At 53.3% G+C, this 15091-nt stretch carries 17 protein-coding genes, 2 pseudogenes and 1 riboswitch; of the genes and pseudogenes, 9 read left to right on the top strand and 10 right to left on the bottom strand.

Annotated features, from left to right (window positions below; all coding sequences use genetic code 11):
• Nucleotides 1-4: 4 nt before the first annotated feature.
• A complete protein-coding gene (locus tag ACIP1X_RS15360) occupies nt 5-1447 on the bottom strand; it encodes an ATPase domain-containing protein (RefSeq protein WP_400753324.1) in 1443 nt (480 codons plus the stop codon).
• Between the two features lie 314 nt (nt 1448-1761).
• Nucleotides 1762-1823, top strand: a riboswitch (Fluoride riboswitch).
• 137 nt (nt 1824-1960) lie between these two features.
• Between ACIP1X_RS15360 and crcB the strand changes: the two genes are divergently transcribed.
• From crcB to ACIP1X_RS15345, 3 genes and pseudogenes are all read left to right on the top strand, one after another.
• Nucleotides 1961-2344, top strand: a complete 384-nt coding sequence (gene crcB / locus ACIP1X_RS15355) for a fluoride efflux transporter CrcB (RefSeq protein ID WP_400753295.1) — start codon at nt 1961-1963, stop codon at nt 2342-2344.
• 10 nt (nt 2345-2354) lie between these two features.
• Nucleotides 2355-2444 (top strand): annotated as a pseudogene (locus tag ACIP1X_RS15350) (DUF190 domain-containing protein); the annotation flags it as partial.
• Nucleotides 2445-2774: 330 nt separating this feature from the next.
• Nucleotides 2775-3326, top strand: a complete 552-nt coding sequence (locus ACIP1X_RS15345) for an arsinothricin resistance N-acetyltransferase ArsN1 family B (RefSeq protein ID WP_400753293.1) — start codon at nt 2775-2777, stop codon at nt 3324-3326.
• Nucleotides 3327-3359: 33 nt separating this feature from the next.
• Here ACIP1X_RS15345 and ACIP1X_RS15340 read toward each other — a convergent pair whose 3' ends face one another.
• Genes ACIP1X_RS15340 through ACIP1X_RS15310 form a run of 7 tightly spaced genes read right to left on the bottom strand, consistent with a single transcriptional unit; the run spans nt 3360 to nt 8237 of the window.
• Complete coding sequence (locus ACIP1X_RS15340) at nt 3360-4433, bottom strand: ArsO family NAD(P)H-dependent flavin-containing monooxygenase (RefSeq protein WP_400753291.1); 1074 nt, start codon at nt 4431-4433, stop codon at nt 3360-3362.
• Nucleotides 4434-4462: 29 nt separating this feature from the next.
• Entirely contained in the window at nt 4463-4885 is a 423-nt protein-coding gene (gene arsC, locus ACIP1X_RS15335; protein ID WP_400753288.1) for an arsenate reductase (glutaredoxin), read from the bottom strand.
• 20 nt (nt 4886-4905) lie between these two features.
• On the bottom strand, nt 4906-5619 hold the full coding sequence (gene arsH, locus ACIP1X_RS15330) for an arsenical resistance protein ArsH (RefSeq protein ID WP_096143209.1): 714 nt from the start codon (nt 5617-5619) through the stop codon (nt 4906-4908).
• Between the two features lie 47 nt (nt 5620-5666).
• Complete coding sequence (locus ACIP1X_RS15325) at nt 5667-6137, bottom strand: arsenate reductase ArsC (RefSeq protein ID WP_192062247.1); 471 nt, start codon at nt 6135-6137, stop codon at nt 5667-5669.
• A 16-nt stretch (nt 6138-6153) separates the two neighbouring features.
• Complete coding sequence (locus tag ACIP1X_RS15320; protein WP_400753284.1) at nt 6154-7437, bottom strand: arsenic transporter; 1284 nt, start codon at nt 7435-7437, stop codon at nt 6154-6156.
• Nucleotides 7438-7461: 24 nt separating this feature from the next.
• A complete protein-coding gene (locus ACIP1X_RS15315) occupies nt 7462-7818 on the bottom strand; it encodes a metalloregulator ArsR/SmtB family transcription factor (RefSeq protein WP_400753281.1) in 357 nt (118 codons plus the stop codon).
• On the bottom strand, nt 7815-8237 hold the full coding sequence (locus tag ACIP1X_RS15310) for an arsenate reductase ArsC (RefSeq protein WP_055135318.1): 423 nt from the start codon (nt 8235-8237) through the stop codon (nt 7815-7817). The genes ACIP1X_RS15315 and ACIP1X_RS15310 overlap by 4 nt, the downstream gene beginning before the upstream one ends.
• Before the next feature lie 129 nt (nt 8238-8366).
• Here ACIP1X_RS15310 and arsN2 point away from each other — a divergent pair, with 129 nt between their 5' ends.
• From arsN2 to ACIP1X_RS15290, 4 genes are all read left to right on the top strand, one after another.
• Nucleotides 8367-8831 carry an arsenic resistance N-acetyltransferase ArsN2 gene (arsN2, locus tag ACIP1X_RS15305; protein ID WP_400753278.1) on the top strand — a complete coding sequence of 155 codons (465 nt, stop codon included), beginning with the start codon at nt 8367-8369 and terminating at the stop codon, nt 8829-8831.
• A 72-nt stretch (nt 8832-8903) separates the two neighbouring features.
• Nucleotides 8904-9272 carry a hypothetical protein gene (locus tag ACIP1X_RS15300; protein ID WP_145256764.1) on the top strand — a complete coding sequence of 123 codons (369 nt, stop codon included), beginning with the start codon at nt 8904-8906 and terminating at the stop codon, nt 9270-9272.
• Between the two features lie 61 nt (nt 9273-9333).
• Nucleotides 9334-10506, top strand: coding sequence for a DUF3800 domain-containing protein (locus ACIP1X_RS15295; protein ID WP_400753275.1), 1173 nt, complete (start codon nt 9334-9336; stop codon nt 10504-10506).
• Nucleotides 10499-11035, top strand: a complete 537-nt coding sequence (locus ACIP1X_RS15290; protein WP_053123232.1) for a hypothetical protein — start codon at nt 10499-10501, stop codon at nt 11033-11035. Before ACIP1X_RS15295 ends, ACIP1X_RS15290 begins: the two co-directional genes overlap by 8 nt.
• A 350-nt stretch (nt 11036-11385) precedes the next feature.
• Here the strand turns inward: ACIP1X_RS15290 and ACIP1X_RS15285 are convergent, their stop codons facing one another.
• The gene (locus tag ACIP1X_RS15285; protein WP_053123240.1) at nt 11386-12480 is read right to left on the bottom strand and encodes a DUF3800 domain-containing protein; all 1095 of its coding nucleotides are present in this window, start codon (nt 12478-12480) and stop codon (nt 11386-11388) included.
• Between the two features lie 146 nt (nt 12481-12626).
• On the bottom strand, nt 12627-13448 hold the full coding sequence (locus ACIP1X_RS15280) for a hypothetical protein (RefSeq protein WP_400753271.1): 822 nt from the start codon (nt 13446-13448) through the stop codon (nt 12627-12629).
• 779 nt (nt 13449-14227) lie between these two features.
• Here ACIP1X_RS15280 and ACIP1X_RS15275 point away from each other — a divergent pair.
• Together ACIP1X_RS15275 and ACIP1X_RS15270 are read left to right on the top strand one after the other, a co-directional pair.
• Nucleotides 14228-14483: pseudogene (locus tag ACIP1X_RS15275) on the top strand (hypothetical protein).
• A gap of 304 nt (nt 14484-14787) precedes the next feature.
• Nucleotides 14788-15084, top strand: coding sequence for a hypothetical protein (locus tag ACIP1X_RS15270; RefSeq protein WP_053123246.1), 297 nt, complete (start codon nt 14788-14790; stop codon nt 15082-15084).
• Nucleotides 15085-15091: the final 7 nt, after the last annotated feature.

Below are 15091 nucleotides of genomic sequence, written 5' to 3'. Positions count from 1 at the left end.
AGGCTTAAGATTTTGAACCAGGCGATGTCTCAGGGGGGACTGAAGGTTCATGTCTTGAAGCCTTTTTCAGGAAAACGTCTTGATCACGGATCACGACCTCAAATCGCGAAGGATCGTAGGAGCTGTCTCTCACTTTAAGAATGGAAAGCGTCCTGCTTAGTTCAGAGTGATTCTCATAGAATCGCATCAGCATCAGGTTGTCGACGATGCTGGACAGGTCAGAGTTAGGCGCGCTTACCTCTGAACCGAACAGATCGCGCATTTCCCAGGATGCAAATACTGTAACGCCCCTAGATCGCAGCTCGTTCATCAGAGCACTGAAGAAGTCAGTAATCCGCGCCGGATTTGTCGTGACTCGCGTCATGCCGCTCAGGCTATCGATGAACAGACGCTTGATGCCCTTTTCTTCAACGATGCTCAGCAGTCGGGCGCCAAGCCCATCCAGGAGACCCTCCGTGGTGGGCTGCCAGGCAATGCTCAACGCGCCGCTATCTTCCATGCCTTTGATATCGATACCAAGTGATTGGCCTTTGAGCCGCAGCCGTTGTGGGCTTTCGTAGAAGCCAAAATGTAGTCCCGGCGCTTCCACAGTCGACTCGGCCAGGAACTTAAGGCCCAGCGTCGTTTTGCCAATCCCAGAGGGGCCTATGACCAGAGATACACTAGAGCTGTGCAGACCTCCGCCTAATATGCCGTCCAGTGATTCAATGCCACTGGCGATACGCGTCATGTCAGCGCTGTCGGGAGAAGACGGGTGGCTGTAGAGACTTTCGAGTCGCGGATAAACCACCAAGCCATTGTCGGTAATTTCACACTCGTGAAGACCGGTCATAGCCCCACTGCCGCGAGTTTTACGCAGCTGAATTCGACGCACGGAGCGAGTGCCATACAGCTCTTCACCCATCTCTATGACGCCATCAACCATGGTGTGCTCAGGACTACCGTCGTCGAGGCGGGAGCTGGTAAGAAACAGCACCGTGCAACCAGCAAAAGCGGCATGCCCTTGAAGTTCAGAGATGAACTTCTTGGTGTCGATGTGTGAATCAGCTTTTGAGCGCGCATTGAGCAAACCGTCCACAACCATAACAGTGGCTTTCTGACGGCTTATCTCGCGTCGAAGCAGCTTTACTACCTCGTCCAGGCCTTCGTTTTCCAGAGTGTCAAATGCGCTGACGAATTGGATTTCAGCACCGACCTTGGAAGAGTCGAAAAAGCTCAGGGTAGAAAGAAACTGAAAGAGACGGTCGTGCGATTCGGCCAGCAGCGTGGCGACCAGTACCCGGCCTCCATTGCTCGCATGATGAAATCCAAGCTGGTTCGCGAGGATCGTTTTTCCAGATCCTGGGCGCCCTTGGATTATGTATGAAGAGCCTGCTACCAGTCCGCCCTTGAGCAGAGCGTCAAGCCCTTCGATTCCACTTTCGAGGCGTTTTAGCTTTTCCACAATGCGACCCTGATCTGAAAAACAGGCTGTTTAAGCCTAGTGGACGGAATGCTAACGCCATTTTCGTTCTAGAGCCATTGGGCTCTAAAGCATGGCCGGCTAAGAAAGTTGGCCGCCCCGTTCCAAGGCTATCTTTTACTCGAACTTCATCCAGCTAACGCTATTGTGAAATCAACCTTGCTAGCAGATGACCCTCTAATCTCGCAGTGATTCAAATGCAGTGGCTGGCTGCGTGCATTTACTTAAAACATGCTGGATGCCTGCAGCGGGCTGGGATTGCTTAAGCAGCTTGAATCATTGCTGGGCGCTGCTATAGGATGAAGAAAGGAGATGGCATTCCTCCTCTAACCGCCTTCGTGCTGATGATGCCTACGTGAACCCTGGACAGGGAGCGTAGGTGTGTCTCCCTGTCCTCCATTTTAGGACAGGATATGATTTTACTCCGCTGTTTCCCTCCCGCTTTTCATGCATCCCTCTACCTGTCAAACCACACAGGTCTGATGAGGAGAGCTTGCTGTGTTTAAGTCATTAATCGTCATTGCCATTGGCGCCTCACTTGGAGCCTGGTTGCGCTGGATATTGGGCATGAAACTGAATGCTCTGTTTCCTACGATTCCTCCAGGTACTGTGGTCGCGAACATGGTTGGGGGCTACATCATCGGCCTGGCCATCGCCTTCTTGGCCGCTTCTCCTACCCTCAGTCCAGAGTGGCGTCTCCTGATCATCACGGGTTTCTGTGGTGGGCTTACCACCTTTTCCACATTTTCAGCCGAGACGGTTGCCTTGATTCAGGAAGGCAGACTGGTCTGGGCGCTTGGCTCAATTTCATTGCACGTTGCAGGCTCGTTAGCGATGACCGCTGCCGGGCTTCTGTCCTACCAAATGATTGGTACTCGCTGAGGAGATAGAAATGAAAGGCTATATGGTCGTTTTCTTCACCCAACAAAACCGTCGTTATCAGGGAAAGATGCTAGGCGAATGGATCGTCGACGTGGCTAGGGGATGTCGCCACGGTGGCACTGATTGATAAAGGTAGCGTGGTCGTTGCCATGCTGCTCGCCGGTCTTGTGCTTTGAGAGGTCATCACGTTGCGCATGATTGCAGGCGGGGGCCTGATCGTCGCAGGGCTACTTGTTATAGCCAAGAAGCCCTGACATGGATGAAAAGTGAATGCTCAGCGATGTCGCTAAAACATTTGACGGTCTTAATCAGCACTGATCCAAATGGAGATTGCGACGATTTCAAGAATGCCCACGACTTCATATTTCGAACATGTCCAAAGCTAAACTAAAAAGGGTAATGTTCAACTTTCGAATCAGGGACGACATACATGGCTTTGAAAATCCGTACGGCGGCAGTAGCAGATGCAGAAGCCATCCAGTGCATTTATGCCCCCATAGTTTCGAACACGGCGATCTCATTCGAAGACGCCCCGCCAAGCGTTGAGGAGATTGCTCAGCGGATAGCGACGACACTTCAGACATATCCCTACCTTGTGGCTGAAGAAGGTGGTGAGATCAAGGGATATGCATACGCAAGCCAGCATCGTGCACGTGCAGCCTACCGATGGGCTGTTGACGTGACAGTGTACATAGCTGAATCAGCTCGCCGCCAGGGTGTTGGCCGCGAACTCTACGAGACTCTACTTCCAATACTTGAGAAACAGCGGTTTCGCGCGGCTTACGCTGGAATTGCGCAGCCCAATGAAGGCAGCGTGGGCCTGCACAAGTCGCTAGGATTCACCCATATAGGGACGTATCCAGAGGTAGGCTTCAAGCTTGGGAAATGGCACGACGTCGGCTACTGGCGACTCGGGTTGTGCCCGGCAACTCCTCCACTGGAGCCTATTCTCTTTCCTGAGCTTGAAGTCGCATCACAGTAGGCACACTCGATTTGCGTCGCGAGCCATCAGGATTCAGGATTCGCTAGTGAGATAGCTTTGGACTTGGTTGACTACATCTCGAGCGGTGCGGGTTACTCCGATCAATGTTGCAGAGGCAAGCCCCGTCCAATCGCCGTAGCCCACCAGCCACAGTTTAGGTGAAGCAACACTCCGGTTTTCATTCACGGCGACTTTGCCGTCATCGCCAACGATACCCAGGTTGCTCAGGTGGTCGAGCGCTGGAGAAAATCCAGTACACCAGATGACGGCATCAATCTTCGTCTCGGCCCCCGATGGCCATACAACACCTGTTGAGGTGAAATGCGTAAATGGCCGCACCGTGTTCAGCACGCCGCGTTCGCGAGCTTCCTTTATCGGTGGCACCATTACAATGTCTCCCAGCCCTCCAACGGGCTGTTGAGGCTCAATCCCATCTTGTTGCGCCTTCAATCTAGCAGTGGCCCGCTCGAACAGGACGCGGCCATCGACCTCATCTGGAAGATATTTTGGCGATTGCTGAGTCACCCAGGTTGCGTGAGCCACCTTTGAAACTTCGGCGTAAATCTGGGCCCCCGAGTTACCACCGCCAACGACCAGCACTGCCTTCCCTTCGAACTCTCTCGGCCCCACGTAATGGGCGGAATGGATTTGCTGCCCCTCGAAAAGCTCCTGCCCTGGATAGGTTGGAATAACCGGACTGCTCCATGTGCCTGTTGCACTGATGACCGCTTTAGCATCCCAGTAAGTATCCCCGGAAAAAACGCGCAACCCGCCTTCGATGTTCTCGACATGGGTCACCCGCGTGGAACGGATGATGGGGAAGTCATATCGGCGCTCGTACTGAGTTAGATAGTCGACAACATCGTCCCGCCCAGGAGTCCCCTCGGGTACTGCTGGCATGGGCCAGCCGGCAATTGAGCTCCAAACAGACGGAGAGAATAGTCTCAGAGAGTTCCACCCATGCCGCCAGGCCCCTCCCGGTGCTGACTCGGCGTCGAGTAATACGTAGGAAAGGCCTGTACGCCTCAAAAAATAGGCTACGGTGAGCGCGGATTGGCCACCGCCAATGACCACTACATCGAATTTCGAGATTTGATTCACCAGCATCCCTCCAGGCCCATCTGCTTTACATCGGTTTAAACCCTGCGGCCATTCTCATCAATGACCACTTGGCCGTCCTCTTTGGCGAAACTCCCACGCTGTTCTTGCGGTAACAAATCGAGCACAGCTTCTGACGGACGACACAAACGCGTCCCCAAAGGCGTCACGACGATGGGGCGATTGATCAGGATAGGGTGAGCCATAATGGCATCGATGAGGTGTTCGTCCGTCAGCGATGCATCGCCCAATCCAAGCTCTTCGTACGGAGTGCCTTTGATACGCAAAAGAGCCCGCACCTCGATACCCATATCCTTGATCAATCTGACAAGTGTGGTGCGATCAGGCGGGGTCTTCAGGTACTCGATAACCGTCGGTTCTTCCCCGCTGTTACGGATCAGCTCCAAGGTATTGCGAGAAGTGCCGCATTCGGGGTTGTGGTAGATCGTGATCTGGCTCATATCGCTTCCTCGTGCTGACGTTAGATGGAGCGCTGGTTGACGCGCTTGGAAAGCTCTTCGGCGGACTCTTTACGCTCGGAGTACCGATCAACCAAATAATCCTGGCGATCCCGCAACAGCAGGGTGAACTTCATCAGTTCTTCCATCACGTCCACGAGTCGGTCGTAGTACGAGGACGGCTTCATACGACCTGCCTCGTCGAACTCGGTAAATGCCTTGGCCACCGAAGATTGGTTTGGGATGGTGAACATCCGCATCCATCGGCCCAGTACGCGCAGCTGATTGACCACGTTGAAAGATTGCGAGCCACCGCAGACCTGCATCACTGCAAGGGTCTTCCCTTGCGTAGGTCGTACAGCACCTATCGCCAGCGGAACCCAGTCAATTTGGGCTTTGAATACTGCGCTCATGGAGCCGTGACGCTCAGGGGAGCACCACACCTGTCCCTCAGACCATTGCATCAGCTCGCGCAGCTCAGCGACCTTTGGATGTGTATCGGGAGCGTCATCCGGAAGCGGCAGACCCGATGGGTCAAAGATTTTGGTTTCAGCACCAAACTCATTCAGCAGGCGTGCCGCCTCTTGCGTGACTAACCGGCTGAATGAGCGCTCTCGCGTTGATCCATACAGCAGAAGAATGCGAGGTTTATGGAGCGAAGGCGTACGAGGCGACAGTTGCTCCAGCGAAGGAATGTCGATCAGGTCGGCGTGTACGTTCGGCAATGTGTCTTGCATAAAAACTCCTACGGCGGCGCCAGGTTGGGCACCGCCTCGGTTGATCTTTAAAGCGAACCGATGCGGTTCAGTTCAGCTTTCAACTGTTCAGCGCTGATGGTCTTCAGTGGCAGCGCAAGAAATGCGCTCACGCGCTCGTGAATTTTGGCGAGTGTGGTTTCAAAAGCTGCGGTGATCTCGGCTTCCGAACCGCTAGCGTCAGACGGGTCGGCCAGACCCCAATGCGCCTTCAAAGCTGGCCCAAAGAAGATTGGGCATGCCTCACCCGCTGCCCGGTCACAGACAGTGATCACGATGTCTGGAGGCGAGCCTTCAAAAGCATCCGAAGCCTTGCTGCTCAAGCCCGCCGTGGAGATACCCGCCGCCTCCAGCGTTTGCAATGCCCGTTGATTCACCCGGCCACTGGGAAAGCTTCCTGAGCTGACGGCTTCTACACCCTTGGGCGCCAAGTGGTTGAAAAGCGCCTCGGACAGAATGCTGCGGCAGCTGTTGTGGGTGCACATGAACAAGACTTTCATCAGACGATTCCTTGATTCAAAAACTGAGGCGCAGTGCCAGGGCGGACAATGTGGCGACGAGGATCGGCACGGTCAGCACGATCCCGGTCTTGAAGTAGTAACCCCAGCTGATCGTTATGTTTTTCCGGGCGAGCACGTGCAGCCACAACAGAGTTGCCAAGCTCCCAATTGGGGTGATCTTCGGGCCCAGGTCGCAGCCGATGATGTTGGCGTAAACCATCGCTTGCTGGACAACACCATCGACTTCGGCAGCATGAATGGATAAGGCGCCTACCAGAACGGTGGGCATGTTGTTCATGATCGAAGACAGCAACGCTGTTAGCAGCCCTGTACCAAGGGACGCGCCCCAAACGCCATAACCGGCGAACACGTTCAGGATCTGCGCAATGTGGTCGGTCAGGCCGGCGTTCTTCAGGCCATAAACAACCAGGTACATACCCAAAGAAAAGATCACTACCTGCCATGGCGCCTCTTTGAGCACCTTGCTTGTATTGATGGCGTGACCGCGAGCCGCGATGACGTAAAGAATGAATGCACAGACCGCTGCAATGGCGCTGATTGGCACCCCCAGTGGCTCAATGACAAAGAAGCCGATCAGGAGTAGTGCCAACACCCACCAGCCGGCTACAAAAGTGGCCCGGTCGTGGATTGCCTCGTCCGGATTGTCCAGTTGGTTGAGGTCATAGGTCTTTGGTAAATCTTTGCGGAAAAACCACAGCAGCATGGCTAATGTCGCTGCCACGCTGACGATGTTTACCGGCACCATGATTGATGCATATTCGTTGAAGCCGATATCGAAGTAGTCGGCAGAAACGATGTTGACCAGGTTGGAAACCACCAGCGGTAAGCTCGCCGTATCGGCGATAAAACCGGCTGCCATGACGAATGCCAAAGTAGCCGCAGGAGAAAAACGCAACGCCAACAACATCGCGATCACAATGGGTGTGAGGATCAATGCTGCTCCATCATTGGCGAACAGGGCCGACACCGCTGCGCCCAGCAGGACGATAAATGCGAAGAGCTTGCGGGTGCTCCCGCCTCCCCATCGGGCCACATGCAGCGCAGCCCACTTGAAAAAACCTGTCTCATCAAGCAGCAGACTAATGATGATGACCGCGATGAAAGTCCCAGTGGCATTCCAGACAATGCGCCAAACCTCTGGTATGTCGGCAAGGGTAACGATACCCGCCAGCAACGCTACGATGGCACCGAACATCGCACTCCAGCCCACCCCCAGCCCCTTGGGCTGCCAGATGACAAGAACGATGGTGGCGATAAAGATCAATACGGCAATCAGCATTTCATTAATCCGGTTGGGCGTGAATCAGCTACACACGGCTTGATTGATCGGACGGTCGTTCATGCCGCAGAGGCGCTTAGCCTCGGTTTCCAGCCATTGCTGATTGGCGTCTACCACTTCCTTCAAAACTGCAGTCACCCATGTGGGCAAATCAGGATTCAGCCGGTAGTACACCCATTGGCCTTGGCGACGATCCAACAACAAACCGGCAGAGCGCAGCAGCGCCAAATGACGAGAAATCTTCGGCTGACTCAGGTCGAGTGCTACCGTTAGCTCGCATACACACAGCTCACCTTCACTCACGACAAGCAGCGAAATTTTTGCTCGGGTGTCATCCGCCAGGCACTTGAATAAGGTGGTGGGGTTCAAGGGTTCTGTCATAGATCCTCCAGGTGTTTGGTCTTGACCAAAACGAAGAGCTTGATGCGCTCGTGGATGTCGTGGAGCGTGTGGCGAAATGCGCCAGGATCATCGCTGGTTACTGGGTCGGGAAAATCCCAAGCAATGACTTCACCTGCGCCGGGCATTGGTAGGCACTCGCTTGCGGATTTATCACAAAGAGTGATTACGTAATCGAATCGATCAGCTTGAAACTCGCTGATGGATTTGCTGCGCAGGCCCGTTGCATCGACTCCAACCGCCTCCAATGCTTGAGTCGTGCGAGGATCAACCTCAGACGGTTCAGACCCTGCGCTGAAGGCCTCGAAGCGCTGATCGGTGTGACGCAGCAATGCCTCTGCAAGCAGGGATCGGGCTGAGTTGGCAACGCACACGAAAAGCACTTTGATAGCAGGGCTCATGGTTAAACTCGATATATATGGAAAATCGAATATACGCTTTGGCGAATATTCGGTAAAGCGAATATGATGGCTGCTGCTTCGGCTTGAGCCGTGACAGTTCCTACAAAGCGGCACAAAGGAGATAAGGGGATGGGCAATGAGATGATGATCCAGGCAACGGAAATAGCCGGAGGGCAATGGCAGCTCTTTCGCGATGCACTGAAATCTGCTGACCTTCCTGCAGACGATATTGATCTTCCGGGCCGAACATTTTTTGAGTTCACACTGGACAGCGAGACGGTCGCATGGGGTGGATTCGAAACGCATGGTACGGACGGGTTGCTGCGTTCCCTGGTCGTAGTCTCGACACACAGATCGAGAGGGGTCGGTGTCACGGTGCTTCGGGTCATTGAAGCGAAAGCCGCCGAGCTGGGAATCGCTCGACTTCATTTGCTGACAACAACTGCGTCAGGCTTTTTTGAACAGCAGGGCTATGCAGCAAACCAACGAGGCTCTGCGCCGCCTCTGATTTCTCAGACGGAGCAGTTCATGAGGCTTTGCCCTGGCTCGGCTTGCTACATGTGCAAGGCATTATCTGCGAATGCACGAAAGTAGCTGATCACCTTGGTGATGGCTTTTAGCCTCGATGCCAGCTAGATTTGGAACTTTCTACGATCAAGGATGGATATGAAAAAGCTCATCGCAGTAATTGGGATCTGTGTCGCACTTGGCGGTTGCGCTACGTCCCACTACACCGCAGGACGAGACTTTCCGTCGGCTAGTGTAGCGAGCATCACCAAAGGTAAAACCACCACTTCAGAACTGAAGTCGCTATTTGGCGAGCCCTACGCCAAGAGCGCGGTCAGCGAGACTGACGAGAAGTGGATCTACACCTACACCAATGGCTCAGCCCACGCCCAAAGCTACGTGGTCACCATGAAGGTAACGACTACGGGCACTCAGAAAACCCTCGACGTCTTGATCCGCAATGACGTGGTAATCAATTACACGTTCAGCGAAGGCCCCGCTCCAGGCACTACCACTGCGACGAACTAAGTTCGCCACCTTGCCATTGGGCGACCCACCGCGCTCAGTACGTTGTTGATGGAGCAAGATCATGGACAGAACATATGCCTTCGTGGATGAGTCCGGGAATTCCGACCTTGATACGTCAAAGGGAGGGAGCTCGGGCTTCTTCATCGTGTGCTCCATTCTGGTGGCAGAGAAAGACCTGGAAGCTGCTTATGCCCAAGCTGAAGTACTCCGCATGCGCCATTTTCAAACGGGCGAGATCAAATCCAGCAATCTGAAGCCCAAGGATTCAGATCGTCGCGCCCGGATCCTAAATGAGCTAGCCGAGCTGCCATTCAAGCTCTATTTCACCGTCGTTGATAAGTCCCGAATTCACAAAGACGGCGGCCTCCGTATCAAGACCTCGTTCATAAAATACGTGAACGGGTTGCTCTATGAACGTTTGTTCCGCGCATACCCTGACCTCCAGATGATCGTTGACGAGCATGGTGGCCAGGAATTTCAGGAGAGCCTCAAAAGCTACGTTGCAGAACGATTCGTGGACGACCTATTTGGCGATAAGGATGCGTTCCAGACGATGGCCAGTAAGGACAACGTTTTGGTTCAGGTTGCAGATTTTTTTGCTGGATCAGTCGCTCAGATCTACGAAGAGAAAGCATCGGAAGAAGCAGTTCTTGCCTACAAAAAGATCCTACGCAGCCTGACTCTTGGAATGCTTGAGTGGCCATCCAAGTACCAATCTCTTCTGCCACCGCCGACGGATGAGTCTGGGTATGCAGACTACCAGGTACACCAAGAAGCTCTCCGCCAGGCAAACCTTTTTAGCGAACGCGTTGATGAGCACCCTGATGAGGATGAGCGCCTGCAGCTCCGCATCTTGCGGTTCTTGAGATTCCAAAGCGAATTCATCACCAAAGACTACGTGCCGACCGCAGAAATAGTCGCCCACCTAAAAGATAGCGGCTTCGGTGACGTCAACGACCAGAGAATCCGATCCAGTGGCATTGCCAAGCTTCGGGATGCGGACGTCATCATCACAAGCGCGGCCAAAGGCTACAAGATCCCTCAAACACGGGCAGACATTAACGAATTTCTTGAAAGAGCGTCAGGCATTGTTGTTCCTCTACTGGAACGGGTCAAAAAGGCTCGAGAGGTATATCGGCTGAGTAGTCGAGGAGAATATGACATCGTGACTGCAGCCAACCTGACTGAGCTAGCCAAGCTGCTCGCTGCGCTCGAGGCATTTGCAGATGACTGAACTCAGTCATGCCCATGAACCTCAGCAGGCTGCAATGATCCAGGATGAAATCCTAGAGATCTTGAAAGAAGCCAAGGTGCTTGCGCGTAGATTCTATCGCTTGACCGGCAAGCCGCTGGGCGTGACCGGCGAGGTGGCAGAGTACGAAGCTGCTACTCGACTCGGCCTGTTACTGCATCCTGCAAGGCAGGCAGGTTACGACGCTACAGAGATGCTGGAAGATGGCGTCGCGAGAATCCAGATCAAGGGGCGATGTATCCTGAACCCGCAAAAGATTAAGGGCCGTATGGGTGCAATTGATCTACGACAACCCTTCGATACTGTGCTCTTGGTGCTGCTTGATTCTGAGTTCAACGCATTTGCAATGTACGAAGCGAGTCGTGCCAAGGTAGAGGCAGCACTGACCCTGCCTGGCTCGAAAGCCAGAAATGAGCGGGGAGCGCTGGCGATTAGGCAATTCATGTCGATAGCTACGTTGCGCTGGGCTCGCCATTCGCCCAGCGAATCAGAGAATCTACTTCCCTCCTAGAATCGAGCGCTATTGGTACGTCGTTCTGAGATACATATTTAATGTCCCCAATAAGGCACATTAACCATCATTTTTAGGCTTAATGTTCCCATTCGGGCACATTACGATGAGAGACAGATTGCACCGACCAATGACAATTGCTGCTGCACGGGCACGAAAGCGTCATTTGACTCGCGCCCTAGCTCAGGGATTTGGCGCTGAATGCTCCACGCTAACAGATGGTCTGGGCGATTAAACCACTGAGATCGAAGAGCGAGATTTCAGTTCATACTGCACATACCAAGGTAGGCATTAGCACTGACATTGGAAAACGGTTCAGTCGGACGCATTGAGCGTTCGGCGCTTTAGGCTTACCTGTTTCGCTCCATTAAAAAGTCAGCGAAGGCATTCGCAGGATTGTGCCCACCTTCATCCCCCCCCCTCCCAAGTGCTTCTGGGGTGACATCTGTCGTGGGCCAGACACAACCGCTGACAAAATCATGTAGAAAGCCTAGGCCGTCTAGCTTCATGAAGAACTCATCATTCGTTTCGCCCTTCTGCCGTTTGGTGTAGTAGTACGAAAGCGCGCTGGTGAGAACGTCGGTAAGTTGGATACCATCAGAATCGTGTGAGGCACTGAAGGCCAAAGTATTCAGCCTCAGGGGCAACTCAATCTGGGCGTTTCCGAATCCAATCACTTGTTGCTCTTCAGCCTGTTCTTCGAGCTCGGCGATTGCGGTAAAAAAATCGGCCTGCCGCTCCAGTGGCTCCGAGTCATCGCATATCGCGTCGAACCGGGCGTGCTGCCTTCCCCACTCAACACACAGCGAAAAGAAAGCCGGTATCGCAGGGTTGAAGGTACTCTTGGGCAAATCTTCGAGGGCATCCCGGACAATCTCCGAGGTCATGGACAGCACTTCGAGCTCCCATTCCATCGGCAGCGTGCTCTGTGCGGCAGCTTCTTTCATCACCTCCAAATGCTCGTAGAACGCCGTGATTGCTTCCTCGCTCTTTTCGCCACACATGTCGTAGTAGACGGAGAGGAATTGATCGAAGCAGGCATCCCCCACTGCCAGGGGAAGACAAGCGAAGAGCATGTTGCTCAGAGCGATGTTTTGGCCGTTCTCATAGAGGTTGAAGTCGAAGTGGTAGTAAAGTAGGGGCTCCAGTAGGTCATCAATCACCTTGGTCAGCAGCATAAACCGCTTGTGAAACACCTGTGCTTTGAAACGCTCAGGCGTCACCAAGTCGGACTGGAATAGCTCAATGATCCGATCTTGTCCTCGCCCAGACTTTCGAAGTTTTTTAAAGTGGATTTCAGCCGCCTGCCTGGAGCGCAGTGGGTGGAGAAGCTGCTCGCACTCTTCAGCGCTGAAGTCACACGAGCCGAGGATAAACAATGGTTGGTCGAGATCGGCCAGCTGACGTCCTGTGTTACCTGATTCGTCGAAGTAGATTGTTGTCATTTCGCTACCCTGCGTTTCTGCCTTAGTGGAGTATCAGGTTAAAGCCAAAGGGAGGGAAATATGGACTAGCAGCCTATGTTGGGAAGTCTAGGTATCTCGAAGCCTTTTGAATGGCCAGCGTAAAGCTGGCCACCACCTCATCAATCTCAGAACTCGTGATCAACATCATCGAAAAAGTTTGGGTCTAGCTCGTACTCCAGAGAGCCGAATCGCGCTAGGAGGTCTGCTCTCACCTTACCCTCTGCTACAGGTTCAAGATTGATCCAGTAGCTGTATACGAGCCCCTCATCCGATTCATTAGCCGTGACTTCCGCATCGGACAGAAGCTCTGCATCTTCGACAGATATGCCCAATTCGCTCGCCAAGGCTTGGGCCATGGTTATGCGGTTGCCGCGCTCAGCTTCTTCGACTTGGGCCCAGTGCTCCCATTCAGACCTACGGTCGCGATCAGCATCAGACTCACTGCTGGAGATGACCACGCCTTCCTCAGCAAGCAGCCATATACCATCACGGCGTAGCAATTCGACCGTGGCTTTAAGATAGAACGCCGAACCGTGATACATCCTCTCCTGATCTTGCTGCCCTTGGTAGGTCAAGGAGACTTCTAACGTAAGCTTGCCGGTTGTATCGCTGTAGTCGGCGGCTTCCACTTCAAGAGTATCAATCGTGAATCCACTTGCATTGGTATCCGCAATAGCGCCGGAGAGCTGATCCTCCAACTCTAGATCCAGGTCGGCGTAGACATCATCCTCATTGATCGCTTGGGGAAAGTCTTTGATCCCAAACACAGCCACCATCAGGCGCGGATCCTTTGGGTTCCTTTGGGCGACTACATAAAACTCATGGTAATCAGCGAAGCCTGCTTTTTGCACTAGGGCTTCTTGGGCGACAGAAAGCTTCAGGCCCTGATCACGAGCAAGCTGTTTAGCTTGAGATTTGAAGATGTTTAGCGGGGAAAAATCAGACATGGCAATAGCTCCTAAATCTACGACGCTTAGGTGACCGATTGCCTGTTCACCGGGCAGCGTCTAGTTAGGGACATGCCGATGTAAAACGAGAGGGTGTATCTACGATGGGCTATTGCTTCGCGAAACAGGCGCCAGGCGACCATCACCGCCTGGCTGGAATCATAGGTCAGAGTAAATAGCGCCGCAATACCCCGCGCCCACGTTTTGAATGGATGTTTTTTTTGCGTCACCCACTGACCGTGGACAGAGTACAGGAACAGCAACTGACTGCTAAACAAGCTAGATTTGACGAAGAAGTGACGCCACTGGATTGTCACTTTTAAACGCTGAGGATGACTGTTTTAGAGGGGAACACGGACATGCGAAAGGAGTGTGTTTCAGAATGTTTCATGGACAACCCATCGTAACCCGCGATTTAGAAGGGCTGGGCATACATACAGGGATTAAATGGATCCAACCAATGATTTGCTGACAAGTTATCCACAGGCCTGTTGCCTTGCAATGTCATTTTCACCCCATTATCTTGTAGGTCATCTCGACACCAGCACTACATGTTGTGCTTTTTGGCGAGGGGCTGAGGTTTCAGTGAACACAGCGGATATGCGTGCAAAGTTTGGTCGCCGAGCACACATACCCGCCTATCCCTGAACCAATGCAAACACTGGTGGGACGCGTATTAGAGAAAAACCGACTTTGGATGTCAACCATTCAGCTCGGGTTTCCGCTCAAGGGTCGTTCCTGCCTACTTGATGTTCATATAGTTACGGGAGCACCTAATCGTGCCTAAAAACCCTAAACAAACCTCGACTGCGGTCGCCAGCCTGGCTTCCAAAACCTTGCGTAGCGAAAGCTCCTCGGCCATTCAGAAAGAACTGGCAGGCTCGGCAAATGGCTCAGGCCTCTAGTGGTAAGCAAACCGGTGCGGAAATGGAGACGAAGGCCAGCCACGTCCTCGACAGCAACAAGTACAACGCCACCACCAAGACCCTCGCGGCCTCGGTACTCGCCCAATCCAATAAAGAACGGGGTAAGTAAAAATGGCTCAGTATTATGTGAACCGCAACGCACAGACCAACGGTGACCACGAAGTGCATACCAGTACGTGCATCTATTTGCCGGCAGCTCACAATCGCCTTGATCTTGGCTACCACACGACCTGTGCGACTGCTGTTCGGCAGGCTCGTAACACCTACCGGCAATCGAACGGTTGCCGGACGTGTTCCTCGGTGTGCCACACCCAATAGATAGAGGCTGGACGTTAGGTCTCTGGTAGGGAGCCAGCCACATAATCGGGCTGGCCCCCATTTAGTTGGTGATGAGGTTTCTAGGAGTTTGAGTGATGAGCTATTTGGTTTATTGCACTTTTGATCTGAAAAACGCGTCTTCCAAGGATTATGAAAATGCGTATGCGGATCTTCAACGCATCGGCCTAGCGAAGGTCGTCAAGGGAGACGAAGGGCAGCATGTGGTCATTCCTACCACCTCTACGATGGGATTCTTTAACGGCACCAGCGTGGCGGCTGTACGGAACGATGTACGTAACGCGGTACAAGCTGCCTTTCGAGCACGACTTTTCAAATCTGAGATCTTCGTTGTTGTAGGCGGTGATTGGGCTTGGGGCGCAGGGACGACTTAGATCCTCT

Source organism: Pseudomonas sp. NPDC088885 (assembly GCF_044750025.1).
Lineage (GTDB): Bacteria > Pseudomonadota > Gammaproteobacteria > Pseudomonadales > Pseudomonadaceae > Aquipseudomonas > Aquipseudomonas rustica.
Note: the sequence above shows the minus strand (reverse complement) of the source record. Positions and strands in the feature narration are given on the sequence as shown.

Bases quoted from the DNA above. Each gene is read 5' to 3' on its own strand.
- ACIP1X_RS15345 (WP_400753293.1), top strand. From the start codon at position 2,775: ATGGCTTTGAAAATCCGTACGGCGGCAGTAGCAGATGCAGAAGCCATC.
- ACIP1X_RS15340 (WP_400753291.1), bottom strand. From the start codon at position 4,433: ATGCTGGTGAATCAAATCTCGAAATTCGATGTAGTGGTCATTGGCGGT.
- arsC (WP_400753288.1), bottom strand. From the start codon at position 4,885: ATGAGCCAGATCACGATCTACCACAACCCCGAATGCGGCACTTCTCGC.
- arsH (WP_096143209.1), bottom strand. From the start codon at position 5,619: ATGCAAGACACATTGCCGAACGTACACGCCGACCTGATCGACATTCCT.
- ACIP1X_RS15325 (WP_192062247.1), bottom strand. From the start codon at position 6,137: ATGAAAGTCTTGTTCATGTGCACCCACAACAGCTGCCGCAGCATTCTG.
- ACIP1X_RS15320 (WP_400753284.1), bottom strand. From the start codon at position 7,437: ATGCTGATTGCCGTATTGATCTTTATCGCCACCATCGTTCTTGTCATC.
- ACIP1X_RS15315 (WP_400753281.1), bottom strand. From the start codon at position 7,818: ATGACAGAACCCTTGAACCCCACCACCTTATTCAAGTGCCTGGCGGAT.
- ACIP1X_RS15310 (WP_055135318.1), bottom strand. From the start codon at position 8,237: ATGAGCCCTGCTATCAAAGTGCTTTTCGTGTGCGTTGCCAACTCAGCC.
- arsN2 (WP_400753278.1), top strand. From the start codon at position 8,367: ATGGGCAATGAGATGATGATCCAGGCAACGGAAATAGCCGGAGGGCAA.
- ACIP1X_RS15300 (WP_145256764.1), top strand. From the start codon at position 8,904: ATGAAAAAGCTCATCGCAGTAATTGGGATCTGTGTCGCACTTGGCGGT.
- ACIP1X_RS15295 (WP_400753275.1), top strand. From the start codon at position 9,334: ATGGACAGAACATATGCCTTCGTGGATGAGTCCGGGAATTCCGACCTT.
- ACIP1X_RS15290 (WP_053123232.1), top strand. From the start codon at position 10,499: ATGACTGAACTCAGTCATGCCCATGAACCTCAGCAGGCTGCAATGATC.
- ACIP1X_RS15285 (WP_053123240.1), bottom strand. From the start codon at position 12,480: ATGACAACAATCTACTTCGACGAATCAGGTAACACAGGACGTCAGCTG.
- ACIP1X_RS15280 (WP_400753271.1), bottom strand. From the start codon at position 13,448: ATGTCTGATTTTTCCCCGCTAAACATCTTCAAATCTCAAGCTAAACAG.
- ACIP1X_RS15270 (WP_053123246.1), top strand. From the start codon at position 14,788: ATGAGCTATTTGGTTTATTGCACTTTTGATCTGAAAAACGCGTCTTCC.